General features: G+C 62.2%; 16 protein-coding genes. 13 read left to right on the top strand and 3 right to left on the bottom strand.

Going from position 1 to position 14,176, the window contains the following annotated elements:
* Positions 1 to 117 precede the first annotated feature (117 nt).
* Positions 118 to 2,082 carry an NACHT domain-containing protein gene (locus IGS68_RS19200; RefSeq protein WP_201072707.1) on the bottom strand — a complete coding sequence of 655 codons (1,965 nt, stop codon included), beginning with the start codon at positions 2,080 to 2,082 and terminating at the stop codon, positions 118 to 120.
* Positions 2,083 to 2,239: 157 nt separating this feature from the next.
* Here IGS68_RS19200 and tnpA point away from each other — a divergent pair, with 157 nt between their 5' ends.
* The 7 genes from tnpA to IGS68_RS19165 all read left to right on the top strand — a co-directional run bounded on the left by tnpA (position 2,240) and on the right by IGS68_RS19165 (position 7,372).
* On the top strand, positions 2,240 to 2,650 hold the full coding sequence (gene tnpA, locus IGS68_RS19195) for an IS66-like element accessory protein TnpA (protein ID WP_201070912.1): 411 nt from the start codon (positions 2,240 to 2,242) through the stop codon (positions 2,648 to 2,650).
* Positions 2,647 to 3,000, top strand: a complete 354-nt coding sequence (gene tnpB, locus IGS68_RS19190; RefSeq protein ID WP_201070915.1) for an IS66 family insertion sequence element accessory protein TnpB — start codon at positions 2,647 to 2,649, stop codon at positions 2,998 to 3,000. The genes tnpA and tnpB overlap by 4 nt, the downstream gene beginning before the upstream one ends.
* A 51-nt stretch (positions 3,001 to 3,051) precedes the next feature.
* A complete protein-coding gene (gene tnpC / locus IGS68_RS19185; RefSeq protein WP_201070909.1) occupies positions 3,052 to 4,620 on the top strand; it encodes an IS66 family transposase in 1,569 nt (522 codons plus the stop codon).
* Positions 4,617 to 5,186 (top strand): YecA/YgfB family protein, encoded by a 570-nt coding sequence (locus tag IGS68_RS19180; protein WP_247880890.1) that lies wholly within the window; start codon positions 4,617 to 4,619, stop codon positions 5,184 to 5,186. The genes tnpC and IGS68_RS19180 overlap by 4 nt, the downstream gene beginning before the upstream one ends.
* Entirely contained in the window at positions 5,183 to 5,497 is a 315-nt protein-coding gene (locus tag IGS68_RS19175) for a hypothetical protein (protein ID WP_201072697.1), read from the top strand. Before IGS68_RS19180 ends, IGS68_RS19175 begins: the two co-directional genes overlap by 4 nt.
* Positions 5,498 to 6,193: 696 nt before the next feature.
* Positions 6,194 to 6,532: an enolase-like domain-containing protein gene (locus IGS68_RS19170; RefSeq protein WP_201072695.1), complete on the top strand. Its 339-nt coding sequence runs from the start codon at positions 6,194 to 6,196 to the stop codon at positions 6,530 to 6,532.
* Between the two features lie 48 nt (positions 6,533 to 6,580).
* Entirely contained in the window at positions 6,581 to 7,372 is a 792-nt protein-coding gene (locus tag IGS68_RS19165; RefSeq protein WP_201072693.1) for an enolase C-terminal domain-like protein, read from the top strand.
* A gap of 319 nt (positions 7,373 to 7,691) precedes the next feature.
* Here the strand turns inward: IGS68_RS19165 and IGS68_RS19160 are convergent, their stop codons facing one another.
* Positions 7,692 to 8,648, bottom strand: a complete 957-nt coding sequence (locus IGS68_RS19160) for a pentapeptide repeat-containing protein (protein WP_201072691.1) — start codon at positions 8,646 to 8,648, stop codon at positions 7,692 to 7,694.
* 235 nt (positions 8,649 to 8,883) lie between these two features.
* On the opposite strand from IGS68_RS19160, the gene IGS68_RS19155 reads away from it, so the two are divergent.
* Positions 8,884 to 9,222: a hypothetical protein gene (locus IGS68_RS19155; protein ID WP_201072689.1), complete on the top strand. Its 339-nt coding sequence runs from the start codon at positions 8,884 to 8,886 to the stop codon at positions 9,220 to 9,222.
* A gap of 75 nt (positions 9,223 to 9,297) precedes the next feature.
* Here the strand turns inward: IGS68_RS19155 and IGS68_RS36025 are convergent, their stop codons facing one another.
* Entirely contained in the window at positions 9,298 to 9,420 is a 123-nt protein-coding gene (locus tag IGS68_RS36025) for a hypothetical protein (protein ID WP_256445694.1), read from the bottom strand.
* Between the two features lie 604 nt (positions 9,421 to 10,024).
* Between IGS68_RS36025 and IGS68_RS19150 the strand changes: the two genes are divergently transcribed.
* The 5 genes from IGS68_RS19150 (at position 10,025) to cas3 (ending at position 13,960) form a co-directional block, all read left to right on the top strand.
* Positions 10,025 to 10,369, top strand: a complete 345-nt coding sequence (locus IGS68_RS19150; RefSeq protein ID WP_201072687.1) for a hypothetical protein — start codon at positions 10,025 to 10,027, stop codon at positions 10,367 to 10,369.
* Positions 10,366 to 10,632, top strand: coding sequence for a hypothetical protein (locus IGS68_RS19145; protein WP_201072685.1), 267 nt, complete (start codon positions 10,366 to 10,368; stop codon positions 10,630 to 10,632). Before IGS68_RS19150 ends, IGS68_RS19145 begins: the two co-directional genes overlap by 4 nt.
* Positions 10,629 to 10,847, top strand: a complete 219-nt coding sequence (locus tag IGS68_RS19140) for a hypothetical protein (protein ID WP_201072683.1) — start codon at positions 10,629 to 10,631, stop codon at positions 10,845 to 10,847. The genes IGS68_RS19145 and IGS68_RS19140 overlap by 4 nt, the downstream gene beginning before the upstream one ends.
* On the top strand, positions 10,844 to 11,050 hold the full coding sequence (locus tag IGS68_RS19135) for a hypothetical protein (protein WP_201072681.1): 207 nt from the start codon (positions 10,844 to 10,846) through the stop codon (positions 11,048 to 11,050). The genes IGS68_RS19140 and IGS68_RS19135 overlap by 4 nt, the downstream gene beginning before the upstream one ends.
* Before the next feature lie 573 nt (positions 11,051 to 11,623).
* The gene (gene cas3 / locus IGS68_RS19130) at positions 11,624 to 13,960 is read left to right on the top strand and encodes a CRISPR-associated helicase Cas3' (protein WP_201072679.1); all 2,337 of its coding nucleotides are present in this window, start codon (positions 11,624 to 11,626) and stop codon (positions 13,958 to 13,960) included.
* Positions 13,961 to 14,176 lie beyond the last annotated feature (216 nt).

The following is a 14,176-nucleotide window of genomic DNA, read 5'->3' as shown; positions in this document are numbered from 1 at the left end:
ATTGTAGTTCGTCTCCGGCAGAAAGCCGTCCAACATCACCGGCCGGGAAGCTGCCCCTTATGGCTGGATCGACAGGTATCTACGGAAAATTGTAATCGCAACTGGCGACCCGGACCACTACCGCCAGTCGGCCCTTGCCTGCTCAATGGGCTTCGATGAGGCGAAATACTCCATAAGAAGTCGGTGAGTGAATATGTAACCACCCCCAACTTTTCGCAGGAGGATGCGCTCGGTTGTGTAATCTAGAAACCTTATGTAGTTCAGTGGTGCGTAATCATTATGCCACATCAAGAAGCGTAGGCTGTAATGCTTTAGATAAGCAATCCCACCTTTCCGCAGACCAACAATCAGTCCGGTAAGCAAGCCCGAAAAGATAGCGGAGCCTAGCAGTACTTCTAGTGCTTCGGCCGAAGTGAATCCCAAATTGGCATCTAATTGAGCGCCCAGGCCGCTGACCAAACCGATAGTCAGGCCGACAATCAGACCGCCGCCTATTGCTCCGACTAGAAAAGTAATAACTGCATTTCGCAGTGACCGTTGAATTCCTTCATTTGGAACTGTTCGCGTCATAATCTGATTCGTAGTCAACCCGCCGCCTAGACCAGAAATCAACCCGCTGCTCAAGCCAGGAATCATTACAAAGCTCAGGCCTATCATGGCCGTGCTGATATCCAGCCCGACGACTATGGCATTCTGAAGGGAGACCACTGCGACTACACCGAAGACCATCCCGAAGATCATCCCGGAGACCGGTCCAAAAACTACCCCGCAGATCAACCCAAAGACTATTCCTAAGCTCCCTGCGAAAGTCTCTCCACCCGGCCTGAGGACGGCCCCAACGATTAGCCCATAGAATACCCCGAGGGCCATCCCCGCCACTATCCCGGCAACGGGCCTGCCAACTAACCCACCAATCCAATATTTCAGCGCCTCTCTCCATGACCATCTTAGCGCCTCAGCAGGCATTATACGGCTTAGTCCGCCGCCCAGCCCGCCGCCCAGCCCGCCGCCCAGCCCTATGATCAGCCCTATGATCAGCTCTAAGACGTCTTCGGAGAAGTCGGACTCGTCCACCTGCCCATCGACCATTCCGTCGACCAGCTCAAAGAACATCCCAAATAGTATCATAATTGCCACACCTAACATTCCTGAGACGATAATCGGTATCATAGTCACTAATCTGAGTTGCGCTTGCGACGATAGACAATCGGGCTGCATCAACTCTAAATAGAATATGTTTTGGTTGGTGTTCGTAAGAGATCGAGTCAGCCAGATTAGCCAGCGGATAGTCTGCTCCCGAGTATAATCGGCAACTTTGGTCCGGCGCTCGAACATGCGTTCGGTGTAACTTGCGAAAAGATGCGCCCTCCGCTCGTCCAGTGATCCAGTCGCCCGCACTTCCGCCGCCGACCGCGCTCGATACGCCAATGCGACGATGCTGAGCATCAACGGCGTGTCCAGTAATTCCCAGAGCGTTTCGTCGCCCCTCAAGGCCGTCCGTACCCCAGCCAGCGACTTTCCACCTTGTTTCAGGTAGGTGCTGACTTGCGTCCGCGAGAGCGGTTGGATGACAACCGCTCCAGACAACTCCACACGCGTCGGCAATGCTTGGTAGTCCGCCGCACGGCAGCACACGGCCAGCGGAACCAGCCCGTGCCGACGGCGGAATGTATTGATCGCCTCAACGCATTCCGCGCGATGTTCCAGCGCGACTTCATCCAAGCCGTCTAGCAAAGGCAGGACTTGTTCGGCATCGATCCAGGCTTGGGCGAGCTTGCGCGGCACGTAGTAAGGTGGGCTGACCAGCTCATCGACCAGCCAGTTCGCCAGTGGGCGCCGCCGCACCGCCCACGATGATAAGTGAAAGACCACCGGGATTAGGTGAGCCGGGTTGCGCTCTGTCCGGTCCAGCAGATCGCGTGTCAGCTCCAGCAGCAGTGTCGTCTTGCCTGCTCCCGGAGCTCCCAGGATGAGCATCGCCTTGCCCATCTCGTCGAACACCGCGCCGATCGGACTGCCGGTCGGTAGCGGGCGGGGTGCTTGGCCAATCGGCTGGACGGTTAAGTCATACGGCCGGTTCACCGCATCCGGCTTCGTCTCTAAACCGAATTCAATCGTAAGCGATGCGAGTGCACCCTTCTTCCCGGAACCGGGTCTGTGAGCGAGATTACGCGCGGGTTCACGGAGCACGGAGGGGGCGATGGAGGATGGCGTCAGGCTTCATCCCAGGCTTGAAGCCATGGATGAAGACGGGCCGTATCGGCGGGTCGAGGTGATCACGGGACGGTGTCAACGGCGCGTGTGGACGGCACAGGAGAAGGCGCGCATCGTGGCGGAGAGCGCGGTGCCGGGCGCCAACATCTCCGAGGTCGCGCGGCGGAACGGGGTGAACCGCGGCCTGCTCACGGTCTGGCGCCGGGAGGCAGGTGCGGTCCCGGAAGCGACCCCGGCGCAGACGCCGCTGTTCGTTCCGGTCACGGTGGTCGAGGAGCCTGCGCCCGCTCCTCCGCGGGACCGGCGTCAAGCATCCCGGGAGACGGCGCCGGGCCGGATCGAGATGGATCTGCGCAGCGGGCGGCTGGTGTTCCACGGCGCCGTCGATCCCGGCCTCGCCGCGGCGGTCGTCGCGGCCGCCCGAGGGCGGGGATGATCACGCCGCGTCCCGGCCTCAAGGTCGTGCTCGCCACGCAGCCGATCGATTTCCGCAAAGGGGTCCACGGCCTGGTCGCCCTGGTGGCCGAGGCGCTGAAGGCGGATCCCTACTGCGGTGACGTCTTCGTCTTCCGCTCCAAGCGCAAGGACCGGCTCAAGCTCCTGGTTTGGGACGGTAGCGGATTGATCCTCGCAACGAAGTGGCTGGAGGACGGCGGATTCCCCTGGCCGCCGGTCCGGGACGGCGCGGTCCGGCTGAGCGCGGTCCAGTTCGCGCTGCTGCTCGACGGACTGGAGTGGCGCGCGGCCGCGCCGCCACCCGTGAAGACGCCCCGGTGGATGGGCTGAAGGCGTTGATCCGTCTGGGATGCTGCCGGCTTTTGCGGTATGCTCCGGGGCATGGCCGAGCCTCCCGACCCGCTCCCCGCAGACCCCGCCGAACTGGTCCGGATCATCCGTGATCTGGAGGCCAGGAACGCGGATCTGCAGGCGCAGGTGAAGACCCTGAAGGCGATGATCTTCGGGGCGAAGTCGGAGAGGGCCGCGATGATCGACCCGGAGCAGGGCGTCCTCGATCTCGGCGACCTCGCCGTCGAGGCGGCTCCGGCCGCCAACGACAACGCGGACCGCACGTCCGGGAAGCCGGGGCGGCACCCGCGCCGTCCGGCGAACCGGAATGTCGGCGCTCTGCCCCGGCATCTGCCGCGGGTCGAGACGACTATCGAGCCGGAGAGCACCGCGTGCCCGTGCTGCGCCGGGCCGATGCACCGGATCGGCGAGGACGTCGCCGAGGCGCTGGACGTGATCCCGGCCCTTGTGCGCGTCCTGCGCACCATCCGGCCGAAGTATGCCTGCCGATGCTGCCGCGGCACCCTGGTCCAGGCCGCCGCCAGGCCGCGCGTGGTGGACGGCGGCATGGCCACCACCGCGCTGGTCGCCCACGTGGTGGTGGCGAAGTTCGCCTGGCACCTGCCGCTGTACCGGCAGTCCCGGATGTTCGCCGGCCAGGGCATCGCGCTGGACCGGACGACGCTGGTGTTCTGGGTTCGCCGGGCGGCGTGGTGGCTGAAGCCGCTGTACGAGCGGCTGCTGCTCTACATCCGATCCCAGGAGCGGGTGTTCTGCGACGAGACGCCGTTGCCCCGGTTGGATCCCGGACGGGGCCGCACCAGGATCTGCCAGCTGTGGGCCCAGGCGGTGGACGACCGCCCCTGGCAGGGACCGGCCCGACCGGCGGTCGGCTACGTGTTCGCCGAGGGGCGGGACACGGCGGCGATCCAGGACCAGCTGGCGGGCTTCGACGGGCTTCTCCAGGTGGACGGCTATGTGGCCTACAAGGCGCTTGTCCGCCGCCGGAGGCGGGCGACGATCCGGCTCGTCTTCTGCCTGAGCCATGCCCGCCGCAAGTTCGTGGCGGTGTTCAGGACGACCCGGTCGGAGGTGGCGCGGGAAGTGATCGGGCGCCTCGGTGAGGTCTACGCCATCGAGGCACGCATCCGCGGCACGACGGCGGAGACCCGCCTGCGGGTCCGGCAGGACCGGTCCCGGCCGATCCTGGAAGCTCTGAAGGTCCGGCTGATGGCGGTGCGGGCGGAGATCTCCGGCCAGTCGAGCCTGGCCAAGGCGATCTCCTACACCCTGGGTCACTGGGACGGGCTGGTCGCCTTCCTCGAGGACGGCCGCATCGAGGTGGATACCAACACCGTGGAGAGACTGATGCGCCCGATCGGGTTGGGCCGCAAGAACGCCCTGTTCGCCGGCTCCGCGGCGGGCGGCCGGGACTGGGCGATCCTCGCCTCGCTGATCAACAGCGCCAGGCTGAACGGCCTCGACCCGTTCTCCTACCTGGCCGACGTGCTGGAGCGCATCGTGTCGGGTGCCGTGAAGGCCAACGATCTCGACCGCCTGCTGCCGTGGGCATGGAAAGCCGAGCGGGGCGCCGATGCCGGGACGGTCCGGGCGGCATGACGGCCGAGCCCGCTGCGCAGACCGGACCGGCGGCGCCCAGGGCGATGCAGGACGCGGAGGAGCTCGAAGCGTACCAGCGGGGCCGGGCGGCGCCGGTGTCGCGGCTGGACGGCCTCGACGGCTACCTGACCGCCGTGCTGATCGGGCCGAAGTTCCTCGATCCGCGGATCTGGCTCGGCGACCTGCTGGGCGACCACGCCCTGCTCGCCGCGGAGAGCAGCCGGGAGCACCGGGCCGTCCAGGCCGTGGCGGACCACCATAACCGCCTGTCGGAGACGATGGCGCAGTTCCCCGGCCTGTACCGGCCGCATCTGGCGCCGCACCACGCAGGAGGGCTGGACCCGATCTTCTGGTCCCTCGGGTTCCTGGTGGCCACCCGGCTGGCGCCGCGCGCCTGGAAGAGCGTGACCAACCCGGGCAAACCGGAACATGCTCCGTTCCAGGCCCTGGGCCCCGTGCTGTTCGGCACGGCGGCCATCGCCGAGGCCGACGTCCCGGCCGTAGCCAAGGCCATCCTGGAGTTGCGCGAACACTTCAAGGCCCGCCGCAACCGATCCATGCGGTGATCACGCAGCCAAAGGCCAAGGGTCCGCTCGCATCGCTTACATTCAATCTGCGCAAGGTTCTCCAGCGAATGCTTCAGGTAGCCATCGATCCAGGTCTGCCGAACGATTTCCAGCATTCGGCTTCGGTTGGAGTCGGCCTGTCCAGTTGGCGCAGTTGCGCCGATTTCGCTTATTTGCGGATCGAGCATGGATTGCCAAACGGACAATCCGATGATCGTGACCGTCAGGAGGATGACGGCTGGCCAAGCCAGCCAGGTGTGCGGCTGCCAGCTCTCCGGCAGCTCGCTGGTTGCGATGTTGGTTGCAATTGACAGCAGGACCGAGATCAACCCGACCAACATGATGATCGTAGTAACGAGGCGCGTGCGGGACATCCATCTCACTTTCAGACCGTGGAGCCGAGAGCGGATTGCGGCGCATCCCAGGTCGCAGTCATCGCGCAGCAACCTAAAGTGAAGCTGAACTGTCGATTGGAAGCAATCCTATCTCCTGGACAGGTGGCGAACTGGGACTTATCTCCGAGGTCGCGCGGAGCTATGCCGAGGCGATGGCGGGGGCGGGTCCCATAGGCCGGTCCGAAGATTGCCGCGTTCGCGCACCCCCACACCCCCCTTACGGATCGCGCGACGGGACTCCTCGTACCGGTCGCGCAACCAGACTAGTGGCTCGGCACAGTGGATTTGATTGATTTACCGTAGGTCGGCCTCGGCCGAAGGCCGACGCCGACAGCGTGGCCGGAGCGTTGACGCAGGGTGTAGGCGTTCGCCCTGACGGGCGAAGGCCGACCTACCGCACTCCGCTCCGCCGAACGTCAAAAAAAACTGTGCGGGACCACTAGATCATTTTCCGGCAGAGCCGACTGGACATTCCTCCAGGAAACGGCCCCTTCCTCTTTGAACGACGGATACCGGGCAGAAAAATTGTGCTTGCGATCACCGTTCTCGAAACAAGGATGATCTTACTCAAGGCCGGAACGACCTGAAGCTCTATATCCAGAGGGGCCCGACATGAGCACGCTGCCGACCATCCAATCACTGCAAGTAAGGCCGGTGCTCGCGCCGATGCCGCGGCCGCTGCGAACGGCCTCGGGCGCCATCCCGGCTGCACCGCTGGTCCTGATCGACGTCCAGACCGATCAGGACGTCATCGGGCGCGCCTACATCTTCTGCTACACGCCCCTCGTGCTGAAGCCGCTCTGCGTATTCCTCAACGACATCGCCAACCTGGTCGTCGGCAAGCCCGTCGCGCCGGCTGACCGGTTCCTCGACCTGTCGGGGACCTTCCGGCTTCTGGGGCGGCAGGGTCTTGTCGGCATGGCGCTGTCCGGGCTGGACATGGCGCTGTGAGATGCACTGGGCCGTGTCGCCGAACTGCTCGGCGGGATCGTTAGGCCGGTGCCTGCCTACGACAGCTTCGGCCTGGTCGATCCGGTGGCCGACCGGGCGATGCTGGAAGCATTCGTTGGCGCCGGCTTCTGGGCCATCAAGATCAAAATCGGCGAGCGCAGCGCCGCCGAGGACGCGGCGATGGTCCGCGCGGTCCGCGACATCGTCGGACCCGACGTCCAGCTCATGGTCGACCTCAACCAGTCGCAGAGCGCCACCGAGGCGATACGCCGCATCGAACGGCTGGCCGCCTATGATCTGGCCTGGGTGGAGGAGCCGGTCGCCGCCGAGGACCTGGAAGGGCATGCGCGCGTCCGCGCCGCGTCACCGGTCCCCGTCCAGACCGGCGAGAACTGGTGGTTCCCATCGGACATGGCTCGTGCGGTGGCGGCGCGCGCCTGCGACCTGGCGATGCCCGACTTGATGAAGATCGGCGGCATCACGGGGTGGCTGCGTGCCATGGCTTTGGCCGAGGGGCCAGCCTGCCGCTTTCCAGCCACCTGTTCATCGAGGCGAGCGCGCATGCGCTGGCCGTCAGCCCGACCTGCCACTTCCTGGAATACCTGGACATGGCCGGCGCCATCCTGGCCGAGCCGGTGCGCCCGGTCGGCGGCATGGTCACGGCGCGTGGACCGGGCTTGGGCATGGCATGGGACGAGGATGCCGTCGCACGCTTTGTGGTGGACTAAACCCTCAGACGGTCGGATCACCTTCGTTTCCGGCAGAACCGGCCGGATATTCCTCGCCCAGAGAACGGCCCTTTCTTCTTTGATCGACGGGTACCTGACGGAAAATTTGTGATCGCGTCGCCCGCCCTGGCGAAATCCGGTGTCGCCAGTCAGCGCCATCGGGTCCAGGCGATGGTCAGGAACGGGATGTGCCGAATGCCGTTGGGGGCGGCGGCGGGCGACGCAGAGGGGAGCAGCAAAGCTGGCATAGAGAACTCATGTCAGAACTCATGTGCACCAGAGCGATTTCCGGGCCGCTGGGGCGAGTTTGGCGTTTGGACCACTTGGGGGAGTGGCCAGCCAGCCAGAACGCGCCCACGGACCGCTCCTGGCCTTCCTGGCGGGTATTGGTTAATTTGGAACCGGCGGCGTCTCGCTTGGCTTTAGCAGACCTAATTTTTTTCGCAATCCCGGTTGTTCAGGGTGCCGTCAGGCATGATGGTGTTGCAGAGTGTGACGGTTTCCAAGTTAACGTCTCTGAGACGGGCTCCAGTCAGGTCAGCCTCGCTCAAATCTGCTCCGCTTAAGTTAGCCATGTACAGCCTGGCTTCACGCAGGTTAGCCCCTACCAGATCAGCTTCGCTCAAGTCAGCTCCGTCCAAGGCAGCCTTGCTTAAATCGGCTTCAATCAAGCTGGCCCCGCTTAGATTGATTTTGTACAGAAAAGCTCCGCTCAAATTGATACCGAACAGGTGTGATCCGGCCAAGTTGGCGCCGGTCAAATTAGCGCCGCTCAGATTAGCGCCGCGTAGTCCAATGCCGACTAAGTGAGTGTTTGTCAGATTGATACGTTGATCATCTTTTTCATACTTCACAATCCGCCTGAGTAGAATGGTTAGAATACCTTCAATATCAGCTCTGGATCGTAAAGCTGAATTTTGCTTCAATTCTCGTGATAGGTTTGCAGTTCCCTCACTCAAATCTATCCCGTATGTGGGTGCTGCATCACTAGACGACTGACTCTGATTTGAATCAATAGTCGCGTATATTGGGGACTTTTCGCGTACATATGCCGTCAGCGTTTCCATGATTGGCCAATGATCGCGCTGGCTTTCATGGGCGATGCGTTCAAGTGCATAGATCGCGCCTAAGCGAACCTCTAACTCCGGCTTTCCCAACAGTTCGACTGCCTTAGTGAAACTATCTGTGATTCGACGTTCACGATCAGCTTCCATCTGCTTTAAGTGCCGCTCGGCGGCTATGTTGGCAGTGCGATGTCCAGTTATTTCCCTCCAAATTAGTAGAGGAAGACCAATTACCGCGCCAAGGCTAACGAGTAAATCCCGCACGCTGGCGCTGTCCTTGAACCAGAAAGCCCAACTCAGCAAATCCGGTGGTGGGGAGTCCATTAGGAGCCCTTTCTAATGCTACCAGCGGCCCTATTAGCACAGCCAGATACAGCGCGGCACCCTCGCGTGCACGCGCACGCGGGAAGAATTACTGGGGCTGGGAGCGATGTATCCAATCATATATAACGCTGCCCCTTCCGTGCACGCGCGAGGGAAACAGCAGATGCATCCCAATTAGGAAAAGTCAGCACGCTGATAAAGGGCATTTTAATATTACTATGGTGAATTGACCTTCATGGACATGGAGGATGGTTTGCCCGACGATCAGGCTCGTGAACCCGATTACCGGATAGAGAGAATTGGATTAGTTACTGATAAGCACGTGATTTTCGTCGTGCTAGAGGATGGAAAACCCGTCTATAGATGTTCTAGTATTTATTACGCCCGCCATTTTATAGAAGAAGCCAAAAGTAAATATGCTTCTACTCTGCCATCCCCGCCTGAAAAATCTTGGCACAGTTGGGTGATTTCAATAGTAGTTTTTCTCTTTATTTTAAGCGCATTATCCGAATGTCACAAAGAGACTCACGAATGTGATCTCGCCTGGGATAAAACGGGAGCATACTGCCAATGATCAACCAAATTTCTAGCTCATGAAGGGCGCTCTCGTCCAGATTACCAGCGCCGCCCTAGACATGGTTCAAAGCTGTCATGGTCGCTTCCCGAGCGCCGCCCTGGCCGCGTCAAGCTGCTGCTGCCAGAAGGCGCGCTGCTCGGGCGTGCGGCCTTCCATGTCCCGGTTCGAGACGTAGTAGCCGAGGTCAGCTACCATCGCCGCCCGCTGATCCCAATACACGCGGGCCTTCTCCTGGCGGCTTCGGCACCTCGGCCCGCAGTAAAGCGGCTGCCGACCGCGCCCGACGACAGGCTTGACTGGCTTTCCGCAGACAATACACGCCATTTGTTCATCTCCATCCAGGCCCGATGTTCTATTCGCTACCACGCACGTTCATGACAATGTAAGGCTGCAACCCTGAATTCCTTAAAAGTTTGCGGCCGCTTACGTCCCTCGACGCCTCAATGCGCTGTCGGGTTCGATGCCAAGGCGCTCGGCAAGCTCGGGGTAGGTCAGGCGTATAATATCGGTCATGCACAGGAAGCCGGCCGGTGCCAGCGACAAGGCGCCGCGCCGCACCGATTTCGGAGCCGTAGGAGCGGGTGTTGGCATTTGGGTCACCTCGCGGCCGGATGGCCAGAAGGCATCCAGCGGCGTCTCTGCGGGCCACAAGGCGGCAGCGTGGAACCGGTGTCGTCTCGCGCGTGGATCACCACTATATCCTTTGCGACAACCAGACGTCCGAGCTAGCTCGCTGGCGACGGCTCCAGATGCCGACCAAGTCAGGTAGCGTGGTCTCGCGAGAGCGAGGGAGGAAGCAATGGACGACAACCTCACGACCGGACCGAAGGACGACGACAAGCCTGCGACCCTGACTTGGATCAGCAAGCGGCTTGATATGATGGCGGTGGACCTACGCGACTTGGTGAAGGATCGGCGAGAGCTGAGCATCACGCTCATGGAGCTGAACCGGAGCATCATGCGCCGGACGCCGGAGCTATCTGCCGACAAGCAGGCGCTGCTCGATCTCCGGCGCGACTACGCTTCGCTCTACGAGTCCTATGCGCGAACTCAGCAGCGGATCGACCGGCTGGAACGGCGGGTCGAGGAGTTGGAGCGGAAGCTGGAGCCGCCGCTGCCTCCGTTCCCCGAGCTTAAGCCGTGACCAACGCTGAATTTATCAAGCGGATCGTTCCTGTGTGGGTCGCGGCCGCCGTGATCGGCGGGGGGCTGGGATACTTGCTGCTTGTAGCGATGGATTGGCCGGAGACGACACCGACGGCTCGCTGGGCCGCGACGGTCGAGGCCTGTGACCGGGCCGTTCACCTGCTGCTGACGACCGACAACATGGTCGAACTGGAGCGCTCGAAATACCTGATTGAAAAGCTGACCTGCTCGGTTCGGAGACGGCTGGAGCCGGCATCATGAGGTCCGCCTTGTACACCTTGGCCGGCATCGCGGCGGTGCTCGGGGTGGCCGGCTTCGGCGTACTGCTGGTCGAGGTGATGACCTGGCTGTTCGGCCCATGGGGCCTGTTCATCAAGTTTCTGTCGCTGCTCGCACTGGGCGGCGGGTATGTCGGCTGGAGCGTCTACCGGATGCGTTTGACCACGGCGGCGCGCGGCCTGGAGCCGAAACCATGACCGCGCCAACCTTCGACACACTGGCGGCGTGCGATCGGTTGGAGGCTGCCGGCGTTCATACCTTCGATACGAGACGCAGCGATGGGCAGCCCGATCAAATGCACGGACGGAGGCAAGCTATGACCAATACCGTGTTCTGGTGGCGTGTCATGCCAGTAACCATTATGGTCGGCATCCTAATTGGCGGCTTGTCGAGATTTTGACAACGCTGAGGCTCGAAAACCTCAACAAAGACACCGCAGTGACCTGCGACCATGCTGTTCACATGCTGCTGACGACTAACGACATGGTCGAGTTGGAGCGGTCGAAGTACTTGATCGGGCGACTCTCCTGCGGATTTCATCGGCGACTCAAGATGAGTTCGTGACGGTTCGTCCGTGTGTGAGGACGAGAGCACACCGCCGACTACGTTGCCGGAGAAAAGCTAGTGGGACTGAGCGAAGACACTATCTTGCCAGCGGAAATGGGCGCCATTGATCGATGCTGATGCGCCCATTTCACGAATTGCTAATCAGGGCTGTGCTGTCAAGGCGCTGACCACCATGCGCCCATGGTCAGCATCACGATGAATGAAATTCTCGACCGTGGGGCATAAAGACCGGCAGGGTATTGGCATCGTCTTTCATCCCCGTCCACCATACCGGCCACCGAATGGACGTTAAGGAAGCCACGAAAAAAGCATTGCGATAAAGGCCTTTAGATGGATGAATTGCTTTAGCGAGGGGCAGGCGCACCCCGCCGCGACCCTTCCATTCAGCCTTTCCTGACGGTGTCGAATGTCCTCCTCATGCGATGAGCAAACAGCGCCAGAGCTGTTCGCGCACTCTCTTCCCCTCCGTGACATCCGCGAATGGGAGCCTCTGGCGAAGCACCTCACTGACGTTGCGCACCTAGCTGGGTTATTTGCGAAACACTTCGGCTGCGAACCGGCGGGATCGGCCATGGGTGCGCTGCATGATATCGGCAAGGCTAGTCCCGCTTTTCAGAAGTACATCCGCGCCAGGGGCCCAAGCCCGGACCACTCCACCGCCGGGGCGGTAGCGGCTCTCCAGCACTACGGAGACGTTTGGGGCTGGCTGATGGCGTTCGGTATCGCTGGGCACCATGCCGGCCTCGCCAATGGCCGCGACGCGGGCGGGGATTTGACGCCTCTGAGAGAGCGCCTGTCGGCCCACCCGCCAGCTCCCTTGCTGGCGGGCGTCGAATTGCCGGACCCGTCCGCCGTGCGGCGGAGCATCAAGGACCGCAACGGCTTCAGCCGCGCGTTCCTGGCGCGGATGCTGTTCTCGTGCCTGATCGACGCCGACCGGCTTGCAACGGAAGCCTTTTACACCGCCGCCAAGGATGAGCAGGTCGAACGCGGCTGTCCACTCGACCTCAAGACGCTGCGCGACCGGCTGGCGGCTCACATGGCGGACAAGGCTGCCGGCCTCGACCAGCCGCTCAGTCCCGTCAACGCGCTACGCGCCCGCGTGCTGGATACGGTGGTGACCAGGGCGGCGCTGCCGCCGGGCCTGTTCTCGCTGACGGTGCCGACCGGCGGCGGCAAGACGCTCGCCTCGCTGGCCTTCGCCCTGAACCATGCGACGGCTCACGGCGAGGGTCATGGCATGCGCCGAGTGATCTATGTCATCCCCTTCACCTCCATCGTCGAGCAGACCGCCGATACGTTTCGGAAAGCCCTAGGGTCGTTCGATGCCGTGCTCGAACACCACAGCAATTACGATCCGGAAACGGACTGGCGCGACCAGCCCAATGACGAAGGCGCCGACGGCGGGCGCAAGCTTCGGCTGGCGGCGGAGAACTGGGACCGGCCCGTCGTGGTCACCACGGCGGTACAGTTCTTCGAAAGCCTGTTTTCCAACCGGACGGGGCGCTGCCGCAAGCTGCACAACATCGCCGGCTCGGTCGTGGTGCTGGACGAGGCGCAGACCCTTCCGCTCAAATTCCTGCGCCCCTGCCTGGAAGCGGTGCGCGATCTTGCCCAGCATTACCGCTGCTCAGTGGTGCTCTGCACCGCTACCCAGCCGGCCGTGCTGGCGCCGACCGAACAAAAGCCGCGCGGCTTCCGCGATGGGCTGAAGGATGTGCGGGAACTTGCCCCCGATCCCATCGCCCTGTACCGGGAACTGAAGCGCGTCACCGTTACCCGCGTCGAGCAACCGCTCGGCGTCGCCGCCTTGGCCGAACGGCTGACGGAGGCTCCGCAGGGCCTGTGCATCGTCAACAACCGCCGGCATGCCCGCGACCTCTACCGGGCGATCCGCGAACAACCCGGCGCCCGGATGCTGACGACCTCCCTGTGCGGTGCCCACCGCCGCGCGGTACTGGCGGAAATCAGGGAGAACCTGAAGGAGCGGCGTCCGGTGCGGCTAGTCGCCACCTCCCTGATCGAGGCCGGCGTCGATATCAGCTTCTCGGTGGTCTACCGTGCCGAAGCCGGCCTGGACTCGATTGCCCAGGCGGCGGGACGCTGCAACCGTGACGGCGAGTTGGGGGCCGGGGCAGGGCAGGTCTTCGTCTTCAAGCCGGAGGACTCCGAACGCCACAAGCCGCCGGCAGAGCTGAAGCAGTTTGCCGAGACAGCACGCGGCATCCTCGGCAGGCACGCCGACCCGCTGAGCCTGGACGCCATCGAAGATTACTTCGGCGAGTTGTACTGGCTCCATGACGGCCACGGCACGCTCGACGGCGCGATGATCGGCAAAGGGACCAATGCGCAAAGAGGCATCCTGCCCTCGCTGGATGATACGTGTAAATCGCTGGACTTCCGCTTCGCCGACATCGCCGCCGCCTTCCGGATCATTGAGGACGCGCAGGCCCCGGTGATCGTGCCCTACGGCCCTGCCACCAAGGAAATCGCGGAGTTGGTGAACGATCTGCAATTCGTGAAAACCCCCGGCGCCATCGCCCGAAAGCTTCAGCCCTATGTGGTGCAGATACCGCGCCGGGAACGGCAAAGGCTGATTGATGCAGGGGCGGCAAAATTCATCCGACGGGAAGAATTCGGCGATCAATTTGTGCTGCTGACCAATACAGGCCTGTACGGAGAGCAAGATGGATTGAATTGGGATGATCCGACTTATCAGAGTGTTGAGAGCAGTATGTTCTAAATTATTACTTATTCCTACCGCTGGCACCGGGCGGATTCTTACGAATCCGCCCATCGTGCCAACTCAATATTCCCATACGTTGGTGAGGCAGTTTCAATCCACACCCCTTGCTTGGAGCGACTAATTGGCTTCAACCCTGTAGGTATTGTCCACAAGGGGAAGGATCAAGGGATTGACATCTAGGATCGATCCGATCAACTTTCTGCCTTATTAAAG

Source organism: Skermanella sp. TT6 (assembly GCF_016653635.2).
Lineage (GTDB): Bacteria > Pseudomonadota > Alphaproteobacteria > Azospirillales > Azospirillaceae > Skermanella > Skermanella cutis.
Note: the sequence above shows the minus strand (reverse complement) of the source record. Positions and strands in the feature narration are given on the sequence as shown.